The following is a 23,661-nucleotide window of genomic DNA, read 5'->3' as shown; positions in this document are numbered from 1 at the left end:
AGCATTGCCTAACCAAAAGACCCCAGTTCCGGCGGACCTGCTTCTCACCTCTACTATTAAGGCCTGCCTAACCTAAGGGAGTTACCCGTTGGAGACCGGACGGTGACGCGGGGCAGAAGGGTTCGCCCCGCTCTGCTGGTGGCGGCGCTGGGCGCCGTCCTGCTCGGACTGTGCCTTCTGTCACTAGCCGTCGGCGCGGCCGGCATTCCGCCCGATCAGGTGGTGCGGGCACTGCTCGGCGACGCGTCCAGCCGGTTCGTCGACAACGTCATCTGGTCGGCCCGGGTACCTCGGACGGCGCTCGGGCTGACGGCCGGAGCGGCGCTCGGGCTGTCGGGCGCGCTCATGCAGGCGCTGACCCGCAATCCGCTCGCGGACCCTGGGATCCTCGGGGTGAGCGCGGGCGCTTCGTTCGCGATCGTGGTGGCCGTCGGGGTGTTCGACATCGCTTCGTTCTACGGATACGTGTGGTTCGCGTTCGCGGGTGCGATGGTGGCCAGCGTCGTCGTGTACCTGCTGGGCAGGCTCGGGCGCTCCGGGCTCACCCCGGTCAAACTCGCGCTCTCCGGCATCGCGGTGACCTCCTTCCTCTCGTCCCTGACCAGCGCGATCGTGCTGACCGACCCCGACGCCCTGGACCGCTACCGCTTCTGGTCGGCCGGTTCGATGTCCGACCAGGACGGCGAGACCGTGCTACGGATTCTGCCGTTCCTCGCCGTCGGCGCGGTGCTGGCCCTCGCCAGTGCGCCCGCGCTCAACAGCATGGCCCTCGGCGACGACGTGGCCGCCTCGCTCGGCCGCCGCCTCGGCCTGGTCCGGCTCCAGGGCGTGGCAGCGGTCACCCTGCTGACCGGCGCCGCCGTCGCGGTCATCGGCCCGGTCGTCTTCATCGGACTCGTGGTACCCCATGTCGCCCGGGTGCTGGCCCAGTTGGCGGGCATCGGCCCCGACCAGCGCTGGCTGCTGCCGCTGTCCGCCGTCCTCGCGCCGATCCTGCTGCTCAGCGCCGACATCATCGGGCGCCTGATCGCCCGGCCCATCGAGGTCCAGGCCGGAGTGATCGTCGCCTTCATCGGCGGGCCCTTCTTCATCGCCCTGGTGCGGCACCGGAAACTGGCGGAGGTGTGAGCATGACGAATCCCAGGACCACCGGCCTCACGGACTCCGCCGACCCCACGGCCACTCCGGCGCCCGCCACCCCGTCCCTTCGGGGCCGGCGCGCCTTCCGTCTGACGGCACCCCCGGTCTCCGGGATCCTCCGCCCCCGCCTGGTGACGGTCGGTGTGCTGCTCGCCGTGGGCGCCTTCCTGCTCTTCTGCTGGAGCCTGACGATCGGCGACTACCCGATCGCCCTCACCGACGTCGTACGGGCCCTGGCCGGCTCCGGCGACCCCGGCACCGTGCTCGTCGTCCAGGAACTGCGGCTGCCGCGCTCCCTGGTGGGGCTGCTGGCCGGGATCGCGTTCGGGGCGTCCGGCGGGCTCTTCCAGACCATGACCCGCAATCCGCTGGCCAGCCCCGACATGATCGGCCTCACCCAGGGCGCGGGACTGTTCGTGGTCGCGGGCATCGTCCTGGGCTGGGACGGCGGCCTCGGCACCCAGGCGCTCGGCCTGCTCGGCGCGCTGGCCTCGGCCGTCATCGTGTACGTACTGGCCTGGCGGCGCGGCACCACCGGCTACCGGATCATCCTGGTCGGCATCGGCGTCGCCTGGATCTGCACGAGCGCCACCGACTACCTGGTCGCCAGGGGCGGCCGGTTCGAGGCCCAGGCCGCGACGGGCTGGCTGGTCGGCAACCTCAACGGCCGCACCTGGTCGGAGGTCGGACCGCTCGCGATCTCCCTGGCCGTCCTGCTGCCGACGGCACTGCTGCTCGGCCGGCTGCTGCGCACACTCCAACTCGGCGACGACGTGGCGACCGGCCTCGGCACCCGCGTCCAGCCCGTACGCCTGGCGGTCCTGCTCTCCGGCGTCGGCCTGATCGCCTTCGCGACGGCAGCCGCCGGACCGGTCGCCTTCGTGGCGCTGGCCGCCCCGCAGATCGCCCAGCGGCTCGCCCGCACCGCCTGGCCGCCCACGCTGACCTCGGGACTGACCGGGGCGCTGATGGTCCTGGGCAGCGACCTCATCGCCCGCACGCTCATCTCCGGCACGGAACTGCCGGTCGGAATCGTCACCGGCGTGCTCGGCGCGCCCATCCTGCTCTGGCTGCTCATCCGCGCCAACCGCGCGGGTTCAGGAGGCTGATCCCATGTCGACGGACCCCACGATGCCGGCTGACGCGCTGTCCACGGCGGCCGAGGCCATGCCGGTCGATCCCCTGCCCACTCCCGGGGACCCGGTTCCCGACCCGGAGCTGAGGGCGACGGGCCTGCGTCTGTCGTACGACAACCGGGTGGTCGTGGACGGCCTCGACCTGGCCGTGCCGCCGGGCCGGATCACCGCGATCGTCGGCGCCAACGCGTGCGGGAAGTCGACGCTGTTGCGTGCCCTGGCCCGGCTGCTGACGCCCCGAGAGGGCGCGGTCCAGTTGGACGGGCGTGCCCTCCAGTCCATCCCCACGCGGGAGTTGGCGCAGCGGCTCGGCATCCTGCCCCAAAGCCCCACGGCGCCGGAGGGGTTGACGGTCATCGACCTGGTGAACCGGGGTCGTTCACCGCACCAGACCTGGTGGCGGCAGTGGTCGAAGGCGGACGAGCAGGCCGTGCACGGGGCGTTGGCCGCGACCGACATGACCGACCTGGCGGATCGGCCGGTGGACGAGTTGTCCGGTGGGCAGCGGCAGCGTGCGTGGATCGCGATGGCGGTCGCGCAGGGCACGCCCGTGCTGCTCCTGGACGAGCCGACGACGTATCTCGACCTCGCCCACCAGATCGACGTGCTGGACCTGATCACGGACCTCAACCGCCGTGAGAACCGCACGGTGGTGATGGTCCTGCACGACCTCAACCAGGCCTGCCGGTACGCCGATCACGTGGTCGCGATGAAGTCGGGGCGGATTGTGGCGGAGGGTTCGCCGGCGGAGGTGATCACGGAGGAGACGGTCGAGGATGTCTTCGACCTGACCTGCCGCATCACCCTGGATCCGGTCAGCAACACCCCGATGGTGATCCCGATGGGCCGCCACCACCGGGACCGGTAGGTTTTCCTCGCCCCCGCCGCCCCTACCCGTCCCGTCCCTGGGGGCTGCGCCCCCGATGTCAGCCCCCAGGGACGGGGAGGGGCGGCGGGGGCGAGCACACCGCTAGGGGTGCCCCGTCAGATATCCGCCCATCGTGCGGAAGTACTCCGTCGCCGCGACCTCCGCCCCGTCCTCCGTCCGCACCCGCTTCACCAACAGCCCCCGCAGCCGCCCGTTCCGCGCCTCCGCCCCCGCGACCACCACGATCCCGTCGCCCTCGCGGATGAAGATCCGGCCCGGGGTGCCGCCGTAGCAGCCCTCCGAGACCGCGGCCTCGACGATGCGTATCCGCCGGCCCTTGTGATGAGTGAAGGCGTTCGGATACGGGTCCGACTGAGCGCGGATCAGTCGCTCCAGCGCCTCGGCGGGCCAACTCCAGTCGATGCGGCTGTCCTCCAGCGACCGCTTGTGGAAGAAGCTCGCCCTGCTGCGGTCCTGCGGGATCCACTGCGCGCGGCCCGACGCGATGAGCGCGAGGGACTCGTGGACCACCGGTGTGATCAAGTCCACAGTGCGATGGAAGAGGTCTGTCACCGTGTCACGGGCCCCCACCGGTACGGCCCGTTGCAACAGCACGTCACCGGCATCCAACTCCGCGTTCATACGGTGTGCGGTGACACCGACCTCCCGTTCGCCGTTGAGGAGCGCCCAGATCAGCGGCGAGAAGCCCGCGTACGCCGGGAGCAGCGAGTCGTGGATGTTGAGCGTGCCGTGCTCCGGGAGGTCGAAGACCTCGGGGGGCAGCACGGTGCGCCAGTTGTTGGCGACGATCAGATCAGGCTCCAACTCCCTTAGCGCACCGAGGAGTTCGGGATCGTCCGGGCGATTCCTCAGCAGTACCGGGATGCCGTGCTTCTCGGCGAGGTCGGCCACCGAGTCGTCCCAGATCTTCTCGTACACGTGATCGCTCTTGGGGTGGGTGACTGCCATGACCACCTCGTGACCGGAGTCCAGCAAAGCCTGGAGGGTCCGATGCCCCCAGGTCTGATAGCCGAACATGACGACCCGCATAGCCGATCCTTCCGTAGGACACACCATTGCAAGGTAAGGCTAACCTTATTTACCATCAGGGCGCCTAGGGGAAGGGAAGTTGCGGTGAACGCACTGCACGACGAACCGGACGCCGTCCATGACGTGCTCGGTATTGGGTTTGGCCCGTCGAATCTGGCGCTGGCCATAGCCATCGCCGAACACAACGCACAAGCCGCGCCCGAGGAGCACATTCACGCCGAGTTCCTGGAGCGCCAGCCGCGGTTCGGCTGGCACCGCGGCATGCTCATCGACGACGCGACCATGCAGGTGTCCTTTCTCAAGGACCTGGTCACCATGCGCAATCCCACCAGCGATTTCAGCTTCCTGTGTTTCCTGCGGGACCGCGGCCGGCTGGTGGACTTCCTCAACGCGAAGACCCTCTTCCCGCTGCGGATCGAGTTCCACGAGTACTTCGAGTGGGCGGCGTCCCGGGTCGCGGACCAGGTCACGTACGACGCGGAGGTCGTGTCCGTGGAGCCCGTACTGACCGAGACCGGCGAGGTCCGCTGGTTCGACGTGGTCAGCCGCGTACCCGGCGAGCCGGGGCGCACGGTGGTACGCCGGGCCCGCAACATCTCGGTGGCCGTCGGCCTCGAACCGCACGTCCCGCCGGGTACCGCCCTGTCGGACCGCATCTGGCACAACAGCGAACTGGTCCCGCGCACCCGCGAACTGACCGGCACGGGTGCCTCCGTGGACCGCATCCTCGTGCTCGGCGCGGGCCAGAGCGGCGCCGAGGCGGTCGACTACCTGCACCGTTCCTTCCCCGACACCGAGGTCTGCGCGGTGTTCGCCAAGTACGGCTACACGCCCGCCGACGACAGCCCGTTCGCCAACCGGATCTTCGACCCGGAGGCCGTGGACGTCTACTTCCGGTCGCGGCCGGAGGTGAAGCAGTCCCTGCACGACTACCACCGCTCCACCAACTACTCGGTGGTGGACATGGATCTGATCGAGACGCTGTACGCCACCATGTACCGCGAGAAGGTCCAGGGCCACGAGCGGCTGCGGATGCGCAACGTGTCCCGCATCCGGGACGTCGAGCAGCTGGACGACCGGCTGGACGTGACCGTCGAGTATCTCCCCACCGGAGAACGGGAGGTGCTCACCTGCGACGTGCTCGTGCACGCCACCGGCTACCGCCCCCGCGACCTCGACACCATGCTGGGCAGAGCCGCCAAACTCTGTCTGCGGGACGACAACGACGCCGTACGCGTCGGCCGGGACCACCGGGTCGAGCTCTCGCCCGAGGTCACCGCCGGCATCTACCTCCAGGGCGCGACCGAGCACACGCACGGCCTGACCTCGACCCTGCTGTCGACGACCGCCGTGCGCTCGGGAGAAATCCTCGACTCCCTGCTCCTCCGGCGCACGAGCGAGGAGGGTGTGAGCGCTGGGCAACCGGTTCCTAGTTAGAGTAGCCTCACCTAAGTTTTAGGCCTGCCCAAGGTCACGTACGCGCATTGGGCAGGCCTTGCTGGTTCAGGCCGAAGTCCGATCCCCGGAGGGGTGCGGGTGAGTAGTCCTTCACAGCTGTCGGGGCGGGACGTCCTGCGACAGACGGTCCGAGGGCAGCGTCGTGACGTCGTCCTCGGCGCGCTCCTCGGCTCCGGCCACCAACTGGGCGAGGCGATGGTGCCGGTCCTGATAGGTCTGGTCATCGACCGCGCCGTCACGGATTCCGACACCGGCTCCCTGCTGAGCTGGCTGGCCGTCCTCGCCGTCGTCTACGTCGCTCTCGCGCTCAGCTGGCGTTACAGCGCCTGGTCCGCCGACCGGGCCGCCGCCCAGGCCGAACACACCCTGCGTATCTCTCTCGTACGCCGGGTCCTGGCACCCGGGGGCGGCGCCGAGGAGGGCCGGCTGCCCGGCGCCCTCGCCAACATCGCCACCGAGGACGCCAAACGCGTCGGCGCCGTCAACATGGCCGCCACGGCCGGTATTTCGGCCCTCGCCGGTGTTGTCGTCAGCGCGGTCGTGCTGCTCCGGATGTCCGTCACGCTCGGCCTGGTCGTGCTGCTCGGCACGCCGGTGCTGCTGTGGCTGGGCCATCTGCTGAGCAAGCCGCTGGAGTCGCGCAGCGAGGCCGAACAGGAACGGGCCGCGCACGCCTCGGCCGTCGCCGCCGACCTCGTGGCCGGTCTGCGCGTCCTCAAGGGCATCGGCGGCGAGTCGACCGCCCTGGGCCGGTACCGCACGACCAGCCGCGACTCCCTCCGGGCCACCTTGAAGGCGGCCCGGGCGCAGGCTTTCCAGAGCGGCATGGTGCTCTCCCTCACCGGCTGTCTGATCGCCGCCGTGGCACTGGTCGGGGGCCGGCTCGCGGCTCAAGGGGACATCAGTCTGGGCCAGTTGGTGTCGGCGGTCGGCCTCGCGCTCTTCCTCCTCGGCCCGCTGGAGGTCCTCGCGTGGGTCAACGCCGAGCTGGCCCAGGGCCGCGCCTCGGCCACCCGCGTCGCGGAGGTCCTCTCCGCCCCGCCCGCCGTCACCCCGGGCACGGCGACCCTCACCGAACCGGTACGCGGCGCCGTCCGTCTCACCGGCGTCCGCCTCGGCGGGCTCCGGGGCCTCGACCTCGACATCGCGCCGGGCGAGCTGCTCGGCGTGGTCTCGACCGACCCCGCGCACGCCACCGACCTGCTGCGCTGTCTGGCCCGGCAGTCCGACCCGGAGGCGGGCACCGTCGAACTGGACGGCGTACCGCTGCGGGACCTGGACCCGGCCGAACTGCGCACCGCGCTCCTGGTGGCCGAGCACGACGCGGACCTTTTCGAGGGCACCGTCCGGACCAACGTCACGGCAGCCGCCCCCGACGCGGCCGACCCGGAAGCCGCGATGACGGCGGCCGGAGTGACCCAGGTCGCCCAGACCCTGCCGGACGGCGAGAACACGGCCGTGAGTGAGCAGGGCCGTTCCCTCTCCGGCGGGCAGCGTCAACGCGTCGCACTGGCCCGGGCGTTGGCGGCCGAGCGGCCCGTCCTCGTCGTCCACGACCCGACCACCGCCGTCGACGCGGTGACCGAGGCGGGCATCGCAGGCGGAGTCCGGGAGATCCGCAAGGGCCGCACGACGGTGCTGGTGACCAACAGTCCCGCACTGCTGTCGGTGACCGACCGGGTCGTCCTGCTGGAGGACGGTCGGGTGACCGAGACGGCCCCGCACGCCGACCTGATCCACCGTCATGAGACCTACCGAGCGGCGGTGCTGTCATGAGCGGCCAGGACCTCCCTGGTACGACAAGGGAGTTGCTGCCCACGGCGACTCCCCGGCGCACCCGTGCCGCGGTCGGCGAACTCGTCCGCCCGCACCGCCCGCTCGCCGTCGGCGCCTTCGCCGTGATGGTCGCCGCGACCGCGGTCGGACTCCTCGTCCAGCCGTTGCTGGGCCGGATGGTGGACCTGGTCGCCGACCACCGCCCACCGGACGAACTCACCCTGCCCGTGGTCCTCCTGGTCCTGGTCGCACTCGCCCAGGGCGGCACCACCGCGCTCGGACTCTCCCTGGTGTCCCGGCTCGGCGAGACCGTACTGGCCCAGCTGCGCGAGCGGTTCGTCGAGCGGGCGCTGCAACTGCCCCTGGAGCAGGTCGAGAAGGCCGGTTCGGGCGACCTCAACGCCCGGGTCACCCGGGATGTCTCGGTGGTCGGCGAGGCGGTGCGGGGCGCGCTGCCCGAGCTGGCCCGCTCCCTGCTCGCCATCGTGCTGACCTTTGTCGCACTGGCCGCCCTGGACTGGCGCTTCCTGCTGGCCGCGCTCCTCGCGGTGCCCATCCAGGCGGGCACCGCGCGGTGGTATGTACGCCACGCGGTGCCCCTGTACGCGGAGCAGCGCATCGCCATGGGCGCCCAGCAGCAGCAGCTCCTGGACACCATCGCGGGCGCCGGGACCGTACGGGCGTTCCGGCTGGAGGGACCGCACACCGAGTCGGTCACCCGCCGGTCGTCCGCCGCCGTCACATTGACCATGCGGGGCGTGCGGCTGGTGCTGGACTTCTACAACCGGCTGCACATCGCCGAGTACACCGGTCTGGCCGCCGTCCTGGTCACCGGGGTCCTGCTGGTGCGCGCCGACTCGGTGTCCATCGGTACGGCCACGACCGCCGCGCTCTACTTCCACAGCCTCTTCGGCCCGGTCAACCAGGCCCTCGCCCTGCTCGACGACGCCCAGTCGGCGACGGCGGCGCTGGCCCGACTGGTCGGCGTCGTGGACGTACCGGCCCCGGAGGGGGCTCCCCCGGCGCCCACCGCACCGCACCGTGAGGGCGCCACGGTGACCGTGACCGGGGTCCACCACGAGTACGAGCCGGGGCGTCCCGTCCTGCGGGACGTGCATCTCACGCTGGCCGCCGGGGAGCGGGTCGCGCTGGTCGGGCCGAGCGGCGCGGGCAAGACGACACTCGCCAAGCTCATCGCGGGGGTGCACCAGCCGACCTCGGGCACGGTCCGCCTCACCGGAGTGCCGACGACCCCTGGCAGCCTGCCCGTTGCCCTGGTCACCCAGGAGACGCACGTCTTCGCGGGCCCCCTCGCCGACGATCTGCGGCTCGCGCGCGCCGACGCGGACGACGAGGCCCTGCGTACGGCCCTGGCCGAAGTGGACGCGCTGGACTGGGTGTCCGCGCTGCCGGAGGGTCTGGACACCGTCGTCGGCGAGGGCGGGCACCGGCTCACCGCCGCCCAGGTGCAGCAACTCGCCCTGGCCCGGCTGGTGCTGGCGGATCCGCAGGTCGCCGTGCTGGACGAGGCGACGGCCGAGGCCGGCAGTACCGGAGCGCGGCTGCTGGAGAGGGCGGCCGACCGGGCGATCGAGGACCGCACCGCCCTCGTGGTCGCCCACCGTCTCACCCAGGCCGCGGACGCGGACCGGATCGTCGTCATGGACGGCGGCCGGATCGTGGAGAGCGGCACCCATGACGAGCTGTGCGCGGCGGCCGGCACCTACGCCCTGCTCTGGCAGGCCTGGTCCGGTACCCGTACGCCGGCCGAGAAGCCCCCCACGCGTCCCAGCACCGACACAACCACCACCGTGAAGGACCACTGATGTTCGGCTCTCCCAGAGGCACTCGGCTCGCCGCGGCGCTCACCTCCGTACTCCTCCTCTTCGGCACCGCCGCCGCCTGCGGCTCCGACGACGACTCCGACACGACGGCCCCCGCCGCCGGCGCGTCCGCCGACTCCGCCTTCCCGGTGACCCTTTCGCACAAGTACGGCAGCACCACCATCAAGTCCGAGCCCAAGCGGATCGTCACGGTCGGTCTGACCGACCAGGACGCCGTGCTCGCACTGGGCAAGGTGCCGGTCGGTACGACCGAGTGGCTGGGCGGCTACAAGGGCGCGATCGGCCCGTGGGCGGCGGACAAGCTGGGCAGTGCGGCGGCGCCGACCGTTCTCAAGGACACCGGCACCGGCCCGCAGACCGAGAAGATCGCCGCGCTCAGGCCCGACCTGATCCTCGCGGTCTACGGCGGTCTGACGAAGGCGCAGTACGACACGCTGTCGAAGTTCGCCCCGGTGGTGGCCCAGCCGAAGGAGTACAACGACTACGGCGTGCCGTGGCAGGACCAGACCGAGATCATCGGCAAGGCGCTCGGCCAGGAGACCAAGGCGAAGGAGCTGGTCTCCGGTGTCGAGGGCGACTTCAAGAAGGCGGCGGCCGAGCACCCCGAGTTCGCCGGTGCGACCGGCCTGATGGCGACCCCGTACGAGGGCACCTTCGTCTTCGGCAGCCAGGACCCGCGCTCCCGCATCCTCACGGACCTCGGCTTCAAGCTGCCCGCCGACCTGGACAAGGTCATCGGTGACAAGTTCGGCGCCAACATCAGCAAGGAGCGCACCGACCTCCTGAACACGGATGCGATCGTGTGGATCGTCTCCGACACCACCAAGGACAAGGCGACGCTCCGCAAGGACCCGCTGTATGCCGACCTGAAGGTGGCCAAGGAGGACCGTGAGGTCTTCGTCAAGGAGAGCAGCGACTACGGCAACTCCGTGTCGTTCGTGTCGGTGCTGAGCCTGCCGTACATGCTGGAGCGGCTCGTCCCGCAGCTGCAGGCGGCCGTCGACGGCAAGACGGACACCAAGGTGACCGAGCCGACCGGCTGACGTTCCGTCATACAGGTGTGGCCCGGCCGGAGTCACCGGCCGGGCCACACCTGTGCAGGTGTCGCCCGGCCAATCGACGCCACCGCCTCCGAGGGGCGGCGGGCTCAGTGGGCCGCGTCCAGTCGGTCCCGCTGCTCGCGCGTCAGTTCCAGGTCGACGGCGGCCAGGTTCTCGTCCAGCTGCGCCAAGGACGACATGCCGACCAGGGGGACGATCGGGAGGTCGGCGCCGATCTGCCAGGACAGCACGACCTGGTTGACGGTCGCGCCGGTCTCCTTCGCCACCTCACCGAGGACCTTCAGGCGGGCCGGGGTGCCCGGGTGGTCGAAGTCCGGGGGCAGCCGGTCCTGATGGGTGTAGGCGCCCTTCAGCAGCGGTGAGTAGGCGACGAGGGTCAGCCCAGGTTCGGCCCGCAGATAGCTCAGCAGGTCCGCGCCCGCGTGGCCGAGGCTGCCGTCGGGGAACAGAGCGTCGGGGATGTCGGTGCGGGGCCGCAGATGGCTGTGCGCGTACTGGAGGATCTCGTAGCCGGGGAGGCCGGCCGCGGCGGCGAGCGCACGGGCCCGTTCGACCCGCCAGATCGCGTGGTTGCTCGCCCCCAGCATGCCGACGGTGCCCTCGGCCACCAGCTCCGCGAATCCCTCCACCGTCTCCTGCAGCGGGACGCCGTGGTCCTCGATGTGCGCGTAGAGCAGGTCCAGCCTCGCCACGCCCAGGCGTTCGCGGCTGCGTTCCGCGGACTCGCGGATCACCTTCGCCGACAGGCCCTCCGCGTTGTCGACGTAGCTCGTGCCGGGGGCCAGGGGGCGGGCTCCCAGCTTCGTGGCGATGACGATCTCGTCGCCGATGCCGCGGCTGCGCCGCCACCGGCCGAGCAGTTCCTCGCTCTGGCCGCCCTGGCCGCCGTCCTCCCAGAAGGCGTAGTTGTCGGACGTGTCGATGAAGGTGCCGCCGGCCTCGACATAGCGGTCGAGGACGGCGAAGGCGGTCTTCTCGTCGGTCCGTGAGCCGAACAGCATCGCGCCGAGGGCGAGGACACTGACCTCGCGGCGGGTCGCCGGATCGGTGCCGATGGTGCGGTACTTCATGATGGTTCCTCCCGTGTGGACCCTGCTTCGGGGCCCACACGGGAGTCTTCATCTTGAAGCGCACTTCAAGTCAAGGCCCCGCGCGCTCACTTGGCGAACGGGCCGTCCAACGCGGCCCATTGGAGCAGCATGATGGTCTTGGCGTCGGCGATCTCCCCGTTGCGGATCATCTCCAGGGCTCTGCGGAAGGGCAGTTCGAGGATCTCGATGTCCTCGCCCTCCTCGTCGAGGCCGCCTCCCTCGTGGGTGCGGGTCGAGGGGGCGTACTCGGCGGCGTAGAAGCTGACCCGCTCGGTGACCGAACCGGGGCTCATGTAGACGTCGAAGACGTGCCGGACCTCGCCGATGGTGTGTCCGGTCTCCTCGACCACCTCACGCCGTACGGCGATCTCGGGGTGCTCGTCATCGTCGTCGAGCAGGCCGCCGGGGGCCTCGATCAACAGTCCGTCCGGGTGTCCGTTGACATACACCGGGAAGCGGAACTGGCGGGTGAGCAGCACGGTTTCGCGGTCCGCGTCGTACAGCAGCATGGTGGCGCCGTTGCCGCGGTCGTGGGTCTCGCGCTGCTGGGTGCTCCAGGTGCCGTCGGCGCGCTGGAGGTCGAAGGTCGTGGCCCGCTCGACGTACCAGTGGCTGGACAGCAGTTTCACGTCCCGGACCTTGACGCGCGGGTTCCCCGTCAGGTCCAGGCCGGTGCGGTCGAGTCCGGTGCGGCCGCGGCGGTCGGGGGTGTCGACGCCCTCGGTCATCGGGCACCGGCCGGGCGGAGGGAGAAGCGGGAGTGGTGCGAGTTGGTCATGACCGCTTCTACCACTTCGGAGCCGGCCGCGTCGCGGGGGGCACCTCTTCCCCTGCCGGCCCCGCGCTGCTTAGCGTGCGGGTATGGATCATCGCCGGCAGCCGTCCGCACGGCACTTCGACCACTGCCCCTGGCTCTTCGCCGAGGAGGCCACCGAGGAACAGCGCGCCGCGCAGCGCAAGACGCAGCGGGGCATCGGCGGCGACACCGAGATCAGTGAACGGTGCTACGTCGCCGGGTCCGCTGCGGTCTTCCCGGACCGGCTGCGGCTCGGCACCGACTCGTACATCGCCGCGCACGCCTACGTCACCGGGGAGCTGAGCACCGGCTCGCACTGCACGCTCAACCCGTTCACCACGGTGCGCGGGAACGTCGTACTGGGCGACGGCGTCCGTATCGGCGCCCATACCTCGCTGCTCGGATTCAACCACTCCATGGCTCCCGACCGGCCCGTCCACCGGCAACCGCTCACCAGCCGGGGCATCCGGGTCGGCGACGACGTGTGGATCGGCTCGCACGTGGTCGTCGTGGACGGCGTACGCATCGGTGACCACTGTGTCGTCGGGGCGGGTGCCGTGGTCACGAGGGATCTCCCGGCCTGGTCGGTGGCCGCGGGGAATCCGGCGCGGGTGCTGCGCGACCGGCGGGACACGAAGGCGGCGGTCTCCGAAGGCGCAGCGGACACGGAGGGCCGCCGTACGTCCACGGCTCGCCCGGTGACCAGCTCCCGCCCCAGCACCCTGGCCGCCTTCGCCGACGCCGCCCGCGCCCGGGCCGCGGAGCTCGTCGACCGTTGCTGGGACGGCGAGCGGTACGTCGACCGGCCCGGCGCCGCCCCCACCGTGCGGGCGCACTGCGACGCCGTGGAGATCGCCGACCTGCTGCTCGGGACCGTGCCGGAGCAGTTGTCCGCGGGCGAGCACATCGAGCGGCTGAGCGGACTCCAGGATCCGACGAGCGGTCTCGTGCCGGAGTTCGGCGAGCCTTCGCCCGTCACGGACACGGACGGCTTCGTCGACGCGGGGGCGGCGCTCTATCACGTACTGTGCGCCGGCTACGCCCTCGACCTGCTGGGCGCCGGACTCCCCCACCCGGTGTCCGGCGTAAGAGATATGACGGCACGTCAACTCGTGGCACGGCTGGACGCGTTGCCGTGGGACACGGGTGCGTGGGGCGCCGGGGCGTGGGTCGACTCCTGGGCCACCGCGGCTCATTGGAACCGGCGGCAGGGGCACGGCGGCGACGCGACGCCGGAGACGCTGTTCGGCTGGCTGCTGACCCGGGCCGACCCGTGGACCGGGATGTGGGGCAGCCCCTCGGCGGAGGCCGGCAGGCTCCAGGTGGTCAACGGCTACTACCGGCTGACGCGGGGCTCGTTCGCCCAGTTCGGGCTTCCGGTGCCTTATCCGGAGCGGGTCGTGGACGCGGTCCTGGACCATGCGCGCGACGCGCGGCACTTCGGGCCGGGACGGGAGAACGCCTGCAACGTGCTCGACGTCGCCCATCCCCTGTGGCTGAGCACGCGACAGCTCGGCCGGGGCACCGACGGCTACCGCTCGGGCGAGATCCGCGCCTGGGCCGAGCGGCAACTGGCCCTGGCCGTGCCGCGCTGGCAGGACGGCCAGGGCTTCGCGTTCGGCCCGGGCGCCGCCGGCCCGGGACCCGAGCCCGGGCTCCAAGGCACGGAGATGTGGCTGGCCATCGCCTGGTACCTCGCCGACCTGCTGGGCCGCTCCGACGAACTCGGCTACCGCCCGCGCGGCATCCACCGTCCCGAACCGGCCCCCCGGGACACCTGACCCCCGCACTCATGGGCAATTCGCACCGCTGTCGGAGCCCTGGGTTAGAGTCTGCGCCGTCCCCGGGCGGATGTTCTGCCGCGGGTGGTCTGCGCTGGGGGCTGACGGCACGATGCGGTTCGACGACGTGGAACTGTCGGGGTACACGATCCAGGAAGCCCTGGGCCAGGGCGGTTTCGCCACGGTGTACCGGGCGCAGCAGCTCGCCGTGGGCCGGGAGGTGGCGCTCAAGGTCGACAGCAGGGTGCTGGCCTCACCCCGGGACCGGCAGCGATTCCTGCGGGAGGTCACCGCGGCCGGGCAGCTGTCCGGACACCCGCACGTGGTCCCGGTGTACGACGCCGGGGTGCTCGCCGACAACCGCCCCTACATGGTGCTGGAGCTGTGCCCGGGCGGCTCCCTGGGCGACCGCCTCCACCGGCACGGCCCGCTGCCCCTCAAGGAGGCACGGGACATCGGCGTGGGCATAGCCGACGCGGTCGCCGCGGCCCATGCCGCCGGCGTGCTGCACCGTGACATCAAGCCCGGCAACATCCTGGTCAACCGGTACGGCGGTGTCGCCCTGGCCGACTTCGGGCTCGCGGCCATGCCCCGGCCCGACCGCGAACTGTCGGTCACCCGAGAGGCCCTCACCCCCGCCTACGCACCGCCGGAGGCGTTCCACCTGGCCGAACCCTCAACCGCCGGCGACGTGTACGCGCTCGCGGCGACGGTCTACGCCCTCCTGCTCGGCCGCCCGCCCCACTACCCCCAGGACGGCGGCCAGCTCAGCCTCGCCGAACTGATCGTGCGGCACACCTGGCCCTACCCCGACCTGCCCGGGGTACCGCACCCGCTGAACGAGGTGCTGCGGCACGCCCTGGCGGCGGATCCCGCGCAGCGCATCCAGGACGCCGCGGTGCTGCGCGACGCCCTGGCCGCGGTGGACCTGGCCGGCGGCCCGACCGTGAGCACGGTCCCCGCACACCGGGATGCGCCCGCGTCGCCGTATCCGCGGGCCGCTCACGACACCGTGCCGCCGGTGCCGTCCGGGGCGCCGACCGTGGGTGAGGCGAGGGGGCGGCGGCCGTGGCTGGTCGCCGGGCTCGCCGCGGTGGCGGTCTCGGTGACGGTGTCCGTCTCGGTGGTCGTCCACGAGAACCGGCAGACGGTCACCTCGCCCCCTGCCTCGGCGACCGGGACCCCGTCCGGCGGCTCCGGCCGGGCCGCCTCCGACAAGAAGGCCGCCTTCGGCGGTGTGGCGACGACCACGGAGGACTGCCCCGCCGCCGGGGTCGAGGGCGTCGGCGGGCGGTGTGTCCTCACACCGGAGTGCTGGAGCGGCATCACCGACATCTCGGGCAGCGTCACCGTGAGCGCCGCGGACTGCCACACCAGCCATGTGTGGGAGACGTTCGCCGTCGCCCCGCTGCCCTCGGACGGGACGACGAACAACGCACGGGACCTCATCAGGCATCCCGACGTCAAGGCGCTGTGCTCGCAGCAGGTCAGGAAGCGGTCCATGAACGCCGCCGGCGCGAGGGCCGCCGCCGAATGGAACGTGGACATCATTCCGCCGTCCGCCACCCAGTGGTCCGAGGGACTGCGGGTCTTCCGGTGCGTCGCGGCGGCGATCACGGAGGACGGCGAGGTGACCGGCAGCAACTTCGGCACCGGCCGACAGCCCTGACCGGGACCGCCGCACACGGCAGGCACTCACGTCATCGGACCTCGGATCATGAGACCTCGAAGGCGCCGAGATCGGGCGCCTGTCCCCGGTACGGCAGGCCGACACCGATGCCCTTGTCGATCAGGGTGCCGTTCACCGCGGGGCGCAGGGCGGGCAGCACGGGCAGGCTGCCGTCGGCCTGGCGGGCCGCGTCCCAGCCGGACGTCGACACGCTCTGGAACTGCGCGTCGGACAGAGCGACTCCCAGGTTCCAGGAGTTGTTCGCGGCGCTCGTGCCGGTCATGTTCGACGTCAGCGTGCCGGTGTAGGCGAGGTTGTTGCGCAGGTTGCCCCGGCCGACAGCGGCGCCGGCCGAGTCGATCCCCAGCATGTTGAAGTCGGGGTGATTGCCGTAACCCGTGTTGTTGAAATAGTCGTTGGCGACCGGATGGTGGTTGGCGTAGAAGCCCGACGCCCTGTTGAGGAAGGCCACCGACGTGCGGACGGTGTGCTTGACGGCGCCGGCGTCGTAGACGCCCCCGTAGCCACCCGCTTTGAAGCCGGTTCCGTTGCCGGCCGCCGTGGTCGTTTCCGGTTTGTACCCGTTGCGCCACGCCCAGGAGTTCTCGATGGTCACGGACGAGTAGGCGCTGATGAGGTCGAAGCCGTCGTCGGCGTTCCACCACGCGCGGCAGCCCCGGAACACGTTGCCGGGATTGCCGGCCGGGATGTGCGCACCGAATCCGTCGGCGTTCTCCCCTGCCCCGTTCGAGGAGTTGGTGTCGTAGTTGTCGTGCGAGTCGGAGTTGAGGACGAGGTTGTTGCCGCCGCTCTGGATGAACAGGCCGGGGCCCATGTGGTGGTGGGTGTCGATCTGCTCGAAGGTGTTGTTGCTGCCCGAGATCCAGATGCCCCAGGACTCGTGGTTGAGGTTGTTGTTCTGCCGTACCCCGGTGACCTCCAGGCCCTTGAGGTGGATCCAGCTGCCGGTGACGTCGAAGCCCTTGATCCGGCAGTCGTCCGTCATCCCCGAGAAGTCGAAGACCGGTTTCTCTCCGGGGTAGGCCCAGTAGCGGATCGGGCTGCCCGAACTGCCGCTCCTGTTCAGGGTGATGGCGTCCACCCTGGCCGTCTGGCTCGTGCAGGTGCTGTTCGCCTTGGTGTAGCGGTAGGTGCCGCCCCGCAGGTACACGGTGTCGCCGGGCTGGACGGCGGCCTGCGCGTGGGCGATCGTCGCCCAGGGAGCGGACTGTGTTCCTGCGGCGCTGTCGCTGCCGCCCGGGGCGACGTAGTAGGCGGTCGCGGCCGCCGCGTCGCTCACGGCCGCCGAACCGGCCGGGATCGTGAAGGGGCTCAGGGCGACCGCCGTGATCAGCAGGGCCCGCCCGGCACGCTGGGCAGAGCTCATCGTTGCCTCCGTGTTCATGCGCCGAGGAATCCGTCCATGGCCGCCGTGGGCCGCCGCGTGCTCTCGTCCCAGGCCGAGCTGTTGTAGTTGTTGAAGGAGGGGTAGCCCTCGGGCTCCCAGAAGAAGGTGCCGAGGCCGCCGAAGCCCTGCAGCCCGGTGATGAACGCCCGCAGCGAGTCACGCACCTGGGCGGGCTTGCCCACCGGGCCGCCGTACTCGACCTGCATGACGGGCTTGCCGTAACTCGACTGGATGGTCCGCATGTTGGCCAGCACGCCCGGCACGTTGCCGCCCTGCGCGTAGGAGGACAGGCCGGTGATGTCCCACCGTCCGCCGTTGTCCCGGTAGGCGTTGAGGAAGGTCTGGATGCCGGTGAGGTTCTGCGGCTGCGCCAGGTGCACCAGCACCGGGGTGCTGGGGAATGCCTGCTTGGACATGTCGTACGCGGCGTTCAGCAGGCCCGTCATCTGAGCGGGGCGGCTGACACTGCCGACCGGCCTGCAGATACCGGAGTTGCTCTCGTTGCCGATCTTCACCCAGGCCGGTGTCACGCCGTAGTACTTGATAACGTTGCACGAGTGGTACACGTAGTCGTACATGGCGTCGAGCATCTGGCTGTAGGTCATGTTCGCCCACGCCGCGGGCGGGTTCTGCACGCCGACGGAGTTCCAGGTGTCGCCGAAGTGGAAGCCGACGAGGACCTGCATTCCGGCGTCCTTGGCCCGTTTCGCCAGCTGGGCGGTCTCCTCGATGGAGCAGTGCCCGTTGGCCGGGTCGCTGGAGGGGTTGACCCAGGTCCGCAGGCTGATCGCGGTGATGCCGTACCCCTTGAGGACGGTGAACGGATCCTGCCGCACTCCGGCGCTGTTGTTCCAGTAGTAGCCCTGTGCCTCCATCTGCGGCAGCCAGCTGACGTCGGCGCCCCTGACGAAGGAGGCGGCCTGCGCCGGGGTCGCCAGGGGGCCGGCGCCCAGGGCGAGCGCGCCCGCGCCGGCCGCCGCGCCGAGCAGCACGCTGCGCCGCCCCAATCCGGAGGGTTCGGTTTTTTCGGTGTCGGTCATGGGGGGATCCTCAGGTCGTCCGTCATCCGAAGGTTCGCCCATAGGTCGCCGTCGGCTCCGGCGAGGTTGCCGCCTGGCCCGAGACATCGGGCGGAGGACGACCGCGAGGGCACCGGGCACACGAAAAGGGCCCCCGCAGGCTCTCGCCTGCGAAGACCCTTCGCACCGTCGGGACGACAGGATTTGAACCTGCGACCCCTTGACCCCCAGTCAAGTGCGCTACCAAGCTGCGCCACGTCCCGGTGCGCTGCCCCGGGATGTACCGGGGACACGCGTACGGAACTTTACCCCACGTCGGGGGCCGGACGAACGTGGGCACCGGGCGCGCGACAATCGACGTATGGCCAGTACATCGTCAGGACGGCAGGCGGACGGGCGGGACCGGGACAGTGAGGGGCGGGCGCGCAACGCCCGGCCCCGTGACGGGCTCGGGCGGCCCCTGCCCTACGGCGCCGACGGCGTCGCCCGGCAGCCGGAGGGCGTGGTGCGCGGCCCGCGGGAGACCGTGGCCGAGGCCCAGGAGCTGCTCGACGCCGGGCGTCCGTTCCATGCGCACGAGGTCTTCGAGGACGCCTGGAAGTCGGGCCCGGACGGGGAGCGCGGTCTGTGGCGGGGCCTGGCCCAGCTCGCCGTGGGGCTGACCCACGCGGGACGCGGGAACGTCACGGGCGGTGCGCGGCTGCTGCGGCGGGGCGCCGGGGCTCTGGAGGAGTGGATTTCGCAGACCGGGCAGGCGCGGCCTCATGGGATGGACCTCACCGGGCTGACCGACTGGGCCCTGCGGCTCGCGCAATCCGTGGAGGACACCGCCGCGGGCATCGACGCGACGGCATGGGCACCGCGGCTGCGGGGATAGTGCCGGTGGGCGCGGGCACCTCGCTGAAGGGGCACGCCCCAGCCTCGCGAACGGCGCCGAAGGACGCGGTGCACGCGCTGTCAGTGGTGTGCGGCAGACTCGGGGTGTGCGAAAGATTCATGTCATCGGTATCGGCGCGGGCGACCCCGAGCAGCTGACCCTCCAGGCGGTCCGGGTGCTGCGAAGCACGGACGTGTTCTTCGTCCTGGACAAGGGCGAGGTGAAGAGCGACCTGACGCGGTTGCGCCGGGACATGCTCGACGCGCACCTGCCCGAGGGGTCGTACCGCGTGGTCGAGGCCCGCGACCCGGAGCGGGACCGCGGTGCGGACGGCACCGCGTACTCCCCCGCCGTCGGGGACTGGCGCAGCGCCCGCGCCGACATCTACGAGCGGCTGATCACGGAGGAGCTGGGCGAGGAGGAGAGCGGCGCGTTCCTGGTGTGGGGGGACCCTGCGCTGTACGACAGCACGCTGGGCGTTCTGGAGGAGATCCTGGAGCGGGGCTCGGTGTCCTTCGCGTACGACGTCGTGCCGGGGATCAGCAGTGTGTCGGCGCTCGTCGCCCGGCACCGCACCGGTCTGAACCGGGTCGCCCGGCCCGTCCAGATCACCACCGGCCGGCGTCTCGCCGAGGGCTTCCCCGAGGGCGTGGACGACGTGGTGGTGATGCTCGACGCCCACCAGGCCTTCCGGGCGTACGCCGATGAGGACATCGACATCTACTGGGGTGCCTACATCGGCACGCCGGACGAGATCCTGGCCTCCGGACCGATCGCCGAGGCCGCGCCCCGGATCGAGCGGCTGCGGGCCGAGGCCCGGGAGCGCAAGGGCTGGATCATGGACACGTATCTGCTGCGCCGTAACCCGCGACGGGGGTAGCCACCCGGCTGGACCGCCCGGCATGCACGGATGGCCCAGCGGTGTGATCGTGCCCTTGTGACAGTCGCCGCGGAAACCGCACCGCCCGCCGCCTCCCAACCGCCCGTGCTGGACGCCCGGCGTCGCAACGTCGTCTTCGTGACGATCATGCTGGGGATGCTGCTCGCCGCCCTCGACCAGACCATCGTGGGCACCGCGCTCCCGACGATCGTGTCGGATCTCGGCGGCGCCGAGCACATGTCGTGGGTCGTGACCTCGTACCTCCTCGCCGAGACCGTCGCGACCGTGCTGGTCGGCAAGTTCGGTGACCTGTTCGGCCGCAAGGTGGTCTTCCAGGTCTCGGCGATCGTGTTCATCACGGGTTCGTTCCTGTGCGGGCTCGCGTCCAACATGTCGCTGCTGATCGCCTGGCGGGCGATGCAGGGCGTCGGTGCGGGCGGTCTGATGGTGACGGCGATGGCACTGATCGCCGACGTCATCCCGCTGCGTGAGCGCGGCAAGTACCAGGGCGCCATCGGTGCCGTGTTCGGGGTGGCCACGGTCATCGGGCCGTTGCTGGGCGGACTGTTCACCGACCATCTGACCTGGCGCTGGGCGTTCTACGTCAACGTCCCGATCGCGGTCGTCGTGGTCTTCGCTGCCGCGCGCACCATCCCTGTGGTGAAGTCGGCCGTGCGGCCCGTCATCGACTATCTGGGCATCGCGTTCGTCGCGCTGGGTGCCAGCTCCCTGATCCTGGCGACGAGTTGGGGAGGCAACGAGTACGCGTGGGGTTCCGGCGTCATCGTCGGCCTGTTCGTCGGCGGCACGGTCGCGCTGGGGCTGTTCTGCTGGGTGGAGACCCGGGCGGCCGAACCGATGCTGCCGATGCGGCTGTTCGCGAACCCGGTGTTCACGGTCTGCTCGATCCTCAGCTTCATCGTGGGCTTCGCGATGCTGGGCGCGATGACGTATCTGCCCACCTATCTGCAGTACGTCGACGGTGACTCGGCGACGGTCTCGGGCGTGCGGACCCTGCCCATGGTGGTCGGCCTGCTCATCGCGTCCGTCGTGAGCGGCAACGTGGTCAGCAAGACCGGGCACTACCGGCTCTTCCCGATCGCGGGCTCCCTGGTGATGGGGTTCGGGCTGTTCCTGATGTCCCTGATGGGGCCGTCCACCGGGGCCTGGCTGGAGTCGCTGTACATGTTCGTGCTCGGCGCCGGGATCGGGCTGTGCATGCAGGTCCTGACGATCGCCGTGCAGAACACGGTCGAGTACGCCGACCTCGGCACCGCGACGTCGGGCGTCACCTTCTTCCGTACGCTGGGCAGTTCCTTCGGCACCGCGGTCTTCGGCACGATCTACACCAACTCCCTGACCTCCCATCTCAAGGACGGCATCGCCTCCGCGGCGCAGGCGGGCGGCGGCGCGGACCTGGCCACCCTCACCAGAGCGGCGACCAGCCCGGACGGCCTGCACGGGCTCCCGTCGGCGGTCGCCGCGCCGATCATCGACGCGTACGCCGACACGATCCAGACCGTCTTCCTGTGGACCGTGCCGGTGGCCGGCCTGGGCTTCGTCGTCGCCCTGTTCCTCAAGCAGGTCCAGTTGCGCGACAGCGCGCGGGCCGGTTCGACCGACCTGGGCGAGGGGTTCGCGTCGCCGTCCGGCGCGGACTCGCAGCGGGTGCTGGAGACCACCGTGGCGAAGATCCTCGGCGGTGCGGACCGCAGTACCGTGCACCGGATCATGACGGACTCGGACACGCGGCTCGATGTCGCCGGGGCCTGGGCCGTGATGCAGGTGGAACTGCACACGCGGATGGTCGGCCATGCCAGTCTCGGCATGATCGCCGCGCGCCGCCAACTGCCTCCCGAGGTGCTGCTGCCGGTCTTCGACCGGATGGTCGAGGAGGGCTATCTGACCCGCGACGGCAACCTGCTCTCGCACACCGGGGCAGGGGCGCGCGAGGCCCGGGTCATCGGTGAGGCGTGGGGCTCCTGGCTGGCGGAACGCGTTCAGCGGGACCTCGGCCGGCCGTCGGGCACGGACCTGCGGGCCGCCGTGGACACGATCGCCAAGCGGCTCCTGGTGGAGGACCTCAACAGCGGACTGCCGCAGCGGTCGAAGGAGTTGACCGGCAGCACGACGTCATGACGCCTCGCACGGGGGGGCTGCGTCACGACACGCTGTCGCCCAGCCACTGCACTGCCGCTGCCACGTCGGGCACGGCTGTCGTCCCGTCCGGGAGGGGTGGTCGGCGTACGACCACCACGGGCAGGGCCAGTTCACGGGCGGCCGTGAGTTTGGCGGACGTCGCCGCTCCCCCGCTGTCCTTGGTCACCAGGACGTCGATGCAGTGCTCCCGCAGGAGCCTCGACTCGTCGGCCACCGTGAACGGGCCGCGGGCCAGGAGCACTTCAGTGTGCGGGGGCATCGGCGGCTCGGGCGGCTCCACCGACCGTACGAGGAAGTGCAGGCCGGTGAGGTGGGCGAAGGCGGCGAGCTCCATGCGGCCCGTGGTGAGGAACACCCGCCGGCCGAGGCCCGGCAGTGCCCGCGCGGCCTCGTCGAGGGAGCCGACCGGATGCCAGCGGTCCTTCGGTCCGGGCCGCCAGCCCGGGCGGCGCAGCACCACCGAGGGCAGGCCGGTCGCCTCCGCCGCCTGCGCGGCATGGGCGGTGATCGTGCGGGCGAAGGGGTGCGTGGCGTCGACCAGGGCGTCGACGTGTTCGTGGCGCAGCCACTCGGCCAGCCCCTGCGCCCCGCCGAAGCCCCCGATCCGTACCTCCCCCGCGATCGCCCCCGGCCGGGTCACACGCCCCGCGAGGGAGGTCGTGACCCGCGTACCCGGGCGGGCCGCGAGCTGTGCGGCCAGTTCGCGGGCCTCGGTGGTGCCGCCGAGGATCAGGACGTGCGGGGACATGGCGGGTAGCGTACGAGGCCGGGGGCGGGGGCGGCACGCTGGGTGGCCGGTTCGGCAGGGAGCGTGGCCAGGTCCCTGAGCACCCGCAGTCACCTGCTCCGACGCCACCTGCGCGGCGTCAGCCGATCAGCAGTTGTACGCCGCCCACCACCGTTGCCGCGATCACCAGTTGCTCGAAGAGTCGCTGGTTGATCCGGTTCACAGCCCATTTGCCCAGGAACGCGCCGGGCACGACGAACGCCACGAGGGCGAGGTCGAGCAGCAGCGAGTGGCCGTCGATCAGGCCCAGGCCGACACTGAAGGGCACCTTGGAGACGTTGACGATCAGGAAGAAGAACGCCGAGGTGCCGAGGAAGCCGAGTTTGCGGAAGCCCGCCGACAGCAGATACATCGACATCACCGGGCCGCCGGCGTTGGCGACCATCGTGGTGAAGCCGCCGAGGACGCCGAAGGAGCGGGCCTTGACGCGGCCGGTCCGAGTGCCGACCGAGTCGGGGTCCTCCTCCGCGTCGGCCGTGCGGCGGCGCCACATCGTGACCCCGGCCATCAGCAGCAGGATCGCACCGATCGACGTCCGTACGATCCCGTCGTCCGCCCACGTGAGGAACAGCGTTCCGGCGACCACACCGACGGCGACCGCGGGGAACAGTTTCCACAGCGTGGGCCAGTGGGCGTGCCGTCGGTAGGTGAGCACCGCGAGCACGTCCCCGGCGATCAGGATCGGCAGCAGCGCGCCGGTGGAGGCGCGGGCGGGCAGCACGGCGGCGAAGATCGCGAGGCTGACCGTGTTGGCCCCGCTCACGGCCGTCTTGGAGAAGCCGACGAGCACGGCCGCGGCGGCGAGGGCGGCGAACTGCCAGCCGGAGATGTGCCAGAGGATCATCGTGTTCATGCGGAGA

General features: G+C 71.2%; 19 protein-coding genes and 1 tRNA gene. 12 read left to right on the top strand and 8 right to left on the bottom strand.

Translation table 11 applies throughout. The annotated features are described in order from the left end of the window. Nucleotides 1-102: 102 nt before the first annotated feature. From OHT57_RS41500 to OHT57_RS41490, 3 genes are read left to right on the top strand one after another with little or no spacing between them, the layout of a single operon-like run. The gene (locus OHT57_RS41500) at nt 103-1,128 is read left to right on the top strand and encodes a FecCD family ABC transporter permease (RefSeq protein WP_328752107.1); all 1,026 of its coding nucleotides are present in this window, start codon (nt 103-105) and stop codon (nt 1,126-1,128) included. Between the two features lie 2 nt (nt 1,129-1,130). Next, a complete protein-coding gene (locus OHT57_RS41495) occupies nt 1,131-2,249 on the top strand; it encodes a FecCD family ABC transporter permease (RefSeq protein WP_328752106.1) in 1,119 nt (372 codons plus the stop codon). Between the two features lie 58 nt (nt 2,250-2,307). Beyond that, nucleotides 2,308-3,144 (top strand): ABC transporter ATP-binding protein, encoded by an 837-nt coding sequence (locus OHT57_RS41490; protein WP_328753477.1) that lies wholly within the window; start codon nt 2,308-2,310, stop codon nt 3,142-3,144. Between the two features lie 102 nt (nt 3,145-3,246). On the opposite strand, the gene OHT57_RS41485 is transcribed toward OHT57_RS41490, so the two are convergent. Beyond that, complete coding sequence (locus OHT57_RS41485; protein ID WP_328752105.1) at nt 3,247-4,194, bottom strand: methionyl-tRNA formyltransferase; 948 nt, start codon at nt 4,192-4,194, stop codon at nt 3,247-3,249. Nucleotides 4,195-4,278: 84 nt separating this feature from the next. Between OHT57_RS41485 and OHT57_RS41480 the strand changes: the two genes are divergently transcribed. The 4 genes from OHT57_RS41480 to OHT57_RS41465 all read left to right on the top strand — a co-directional run bounded on the left by OHT57_RS41480 (nt 4,279) and on the right by OHT57_RS41465 (nt 10,315). Next, nucleotides 4,279-5,631: a lysine N(6)-hydroxylase/L-ornithine N(5)-oxygenase family protein gene (locus tag OHT57_RS41480; RefSeq protein ID WP_328752104.1), complete on the top strand. Its 1,353-nt coding sequence runs from the start codon at nt 4,279-4,281 to the stop codon at nt 5,629-5,631. A 99-nt stretch (nt 5,632-5,730) separates the two neighbouring features. Further along, a complete protein-coding gene (locus OHT57_RS41475; RefSeq protein WP_328752103.1) occupies nt 5,731-7,428 on the top strand; it encodes an ABC transporter ATP-binding protein in 1,698 nt (565 codons plus the stop codon). Further along, complete coding sequence (locus OHT57_RS41470) at nt 7,425-9,254, top strand: ABC transporter ATP-binding protein (protein ID WP_328752102.1); 1,830 nt, start codon at nt 7,425-7,427, stop codon at nt 9,252-9,254. Before OHT57_RS41475 ends, OHT57_RS41470 begins: the two co-directional genes overlap by 4 nt. Beyond that, nucleotides 9,254-10,315, top strand: coding sequence for an iron-siderophore ABC transporter substrate-binding protein (locus OHT57_RS41465; RefSeq protein WP_328752101.1), 1,062 nt, complete (start codon nt 9,254-9,256; stop codon nt 10,313-10,315). Before OHT57_RS41470 ends, OHT57_RS41465 begins: the two co-directional genes overlap by 1 nt. 104 nt (nt 10,316-10,419) lie before the next feature. Here the strand turns inward: OHT57_RS41465 and OHT57_RS41460 are convergent, their stop codons facing one another. Both OHT57_RS41460 and OHT57_RS41455 read right to left on the bottom strand, forming a co-directional pair. After that, on the bottom strand, nt 10,420-11,403 hold the full coding sequence (locus OHT57_RS41460) for an aldo/keto reductase (protein WP_328752100.1): 984 nt from the start codon (nt 11,401-11,403) through the stop codon (nt 10,420-10,422). 86 nt (nt 11,404-11,489) lie between these two features. After that, a complete protein-coding gene (locus tag OHT57_RS41455) occupies nt 11,490-12,152 on the bottom strand; it encodes an NUDIX domain-containing protein (RefSeq protein ID WP_328752099.1) in 663 nt (220 codons plus the stop codon). A 133-nt stretch (nt 12,153-12,285) separates the two neighbouring features. Between OHT57_RS41455 and OHT57_RS41450 the strand changes: the two genes are divergently transcribed. Beyond that, a complete protein-coding gene (locus tag OHT57_RS41450; RefSeq protein ID WP_328752098.1) occupies nt 12,286-14,001 on the top strand; it encodes an acyltransferase in 1,716 nt (571 codons plus the stop codon). A 112-nt stretch (nt 14,002-14,113) separates the two neighbouring features. After that, nucleotides 14,114-15,670 carry a serine/threonine-protein kinase gene (locus tag OHT57_RS41445; RefSeq protein WP_328752097.1) on the top strand — a complete coding sequence of 519 codons (1,557 nt, stop codon included), beginning with the start codon at nt 14,114-14,116 and terminating at the stop codon, nt 15,668-15,670. A gap of 46 nt (nt 15,671-15,716) precedes the next feature. Here the strand turns inward: OHT57_RS41445 and OHT57_RS41440 are convergent, their stop codons facing one another. The 3 genes from OHT57_RS41440 to OHT57_RS41430 form a co-directional block, all read right to left on the bottom strand. After that, entirely contained in the window at nt 15,717-17,057 is a 1,341-nt protein-coding gene (locus OHT57_RS41440; protein ID WP_328752096.1) for a right-handed parallel beta-helix repeat-containing protein, read from the bottom strand. Nucleotides 17,058-17,071: 14 nt separating this feature from the next. Next, a complete protein-coding gene (locus OHT57_RS41435; protein WP_328752095.1) occupies nt 17,072-18,118 on the bottom strand; it encodes a glycosyl hydrolase 53 family protein in 1,047 nt (348 codons plus the stop codon). A 168-nt stretch (nt 18,119-18,286) separates the two neighbouring features. Further along, a tRNA-Pro gene (locus tag OHT57_RS41430) sits at nt 18,287-18,360 on the bottom strand. Between the two features lie 98 nt (nt 18,361-18,458). Between OHT57_RS41430 and OHT57_RS41425 the strand changes: the two genes are divergently transcribed. The 3 genes from OHT57_RS41425 (at nt 18,459) to OHT57_RS41415 (ending at nt 21,993) form a co-directional block, all read left to right on the top strand. Next, nucleotides 18,459-18,974 (top strand): DUF309 domain-containing protein, encoded by a 516-nt coding sequence (locus tag OHT57_RS41425; protein WP_328752094.1) that lies wholly within the window; start codon nt 18,459-18,461, stop codon nt 18,972-18,974. 106 nt (nt 18,975-19,080) lie between these two features. Then, a complete protein-coding gene (cobF, locus tag OHT57_RS41420; protein WP_328752093.1) occupies nt 19,081-19,854 on the top strand; it encodes a precorrin-6A synthase (deacetylating) in 774 nt (257 codons plus the stop codon). Nucleotides 19,855-19,911: 57 nt separating this feature from the next. Further along, a complete protein-coding gene (locus OHT57_RS41415) occupies nt 19,912-21,993 on the top strand; it encodes an MDR family MFS transporter (protein ID WP_328752092.1) in 2,082 nt (693 codons plus the stop codon). 22 nt (nt 21,994-22,015) lie between these two features. Here the strand turns inward: OHT57_RS41415 and OHT57_RS41410 are convergent, their stop codons facing one another. Both OHT57_RS41410 and OHT57_RS41405 read right to left on the bottom strand, forming a co-directional pair. Continuing rightward, nucleotides 22,016-22,762 carry a cobalt-precorrin-6A reductase gene (locus OHT57_RS41410; protein WP_328752091.1) on the bottom strand — a complete coding sequence of 249 codons (747 nt, stop codon included), beginning with the start codon at nt 22,760-22,762 and terminating at the stop codon, nt 22,016-22,018. A gap of 118 nt (nt 22,763-22,880) precedes the next feature. Further along, nucleotides 22,881-23,654, bottom strand: coding sequence for a sulfite exporter TauE/SafE family protein (locus tag OHT57_RS41405; RefSeq protein WP_328752090.1), 774 nt, complete (start codon nt 23,652-23,654; stop codon nt 22,881-22,883). Nucleotides 23,655-23,661: the final 7 nt, after the last annotated feature.

This window comes from Streptomyces sp. NBC_00285, from assembly GCF_036174265.1.
Taxonomy (GTDB): domain Bacteria; phylum Actinomycetota; class Actinomycetes; order Streptomycetales; family Streptomycetaceae; genus Streptomyces.
The sequence above is the reverse complement of the archived record's forward strand: the minus strand, read 5'-3'. Positions and strand labels throughout refer to the sequence as shown.

Bases quoted from the DNA above. Each gene is read 5' to 3' on its own strand.
- OHT57_RS41495 (WP_328752106.1), top strand. From the start codon at position 1,131: ATGACGAATCCCAGGACCACCGGCCTCACGGACTCCGCCGACCCCACG.
- OHT57_RS41490 (WP_328753477.1), top strand. From the start codon at position 2,308: ATGCCGGTCGATCCCCTGCCCACTCCCGGGGACCCGGTTCCCGACCCG.
- OHT57_RS41485 (WP_328752105.1), bottom strand. From the start codon at position 4,194: ATGCGGGTCGTCATGTTCGGCTATCAGACCTGGGGGCATCGGACCCTC.
- OHT57_RS41470 (WP_328752102.1), top strand. From the start codon at position 7,425: ATGAGCGGCCAGGACCTCCCTGGTACGACAAGGGAGTTGCTGCCCACG.
- OHT57_RS41465 (WP_328752101.1), top strand. From the start codon at position 9,254: ATGTTCGGCTCTCCCAGAGGCACTCGGCTCGCCGCGGCGCTCACCTCC.
- OHT57_RS41460 (WP_328752100.1), bottom strand. From the start codon at position 11,403: ATGAAGTACCGCACCATCGGCACCGATCCGGCGACCCGCCGCGAGGTC.
- OHT57_RS41455 (WP_328752099.1), bottom strand. From the start codon at position 12,152: ATGACCGAGGGCGTCGACACCCCCGACCGCCGCGGCCGCACCGGACTC.
- OHT57_RS41450 (WP_328752098.1), top strand. From the start codon at position 12,286: ATGGATCATCGCCGGCAGCCGTCCGCACGGCACTTCGACCACTGCCCC.
- OHT57_RS41445 (WP_328752097.1), top strand. From the start codon at position 14,114: ATGCGGTTCGACGACGTGGAACTGTCGGGGTACACGATCCAGGAAGCC.
- OHT57_RS41440 (WP_328752096.1), bottom strand. From the start codon at position 17,057: ATGAGCTCTGCCCAGCGTGCCGGGCGGGCCCTGCTGATCACGGCGGTC.
- OHT57_RS41435 (WP_328752095.1), bottom strand. From the start codon at position 18,118: ATGACCGACACCGAAAAAACCGAACCCTCCGGATTGGGGCGGCGCAGC.
- OHT57_RS41425 (WP_328752094.1), top strand. From the start codon at position 18,459: ATGGCCAGTACATCGTCAGGACGGCAGGCGGACGGGCGGGACCGGGAC.
- OHT57_RS41410 (WP_328752091.1), bottom strand. From the start codon at position 22,762: ATGTCCCCGCACGTCCTGATCCTCGGCGGCACCACCGAGGCCCGCGAA.
- OHT57_RS41405 (WP_328752090.1), bottom strand. From the start codon at position 23,654: ATGAACACGATGATCCTCTGGCACATCTCCGGCTGGCAGTTCGCCGCC.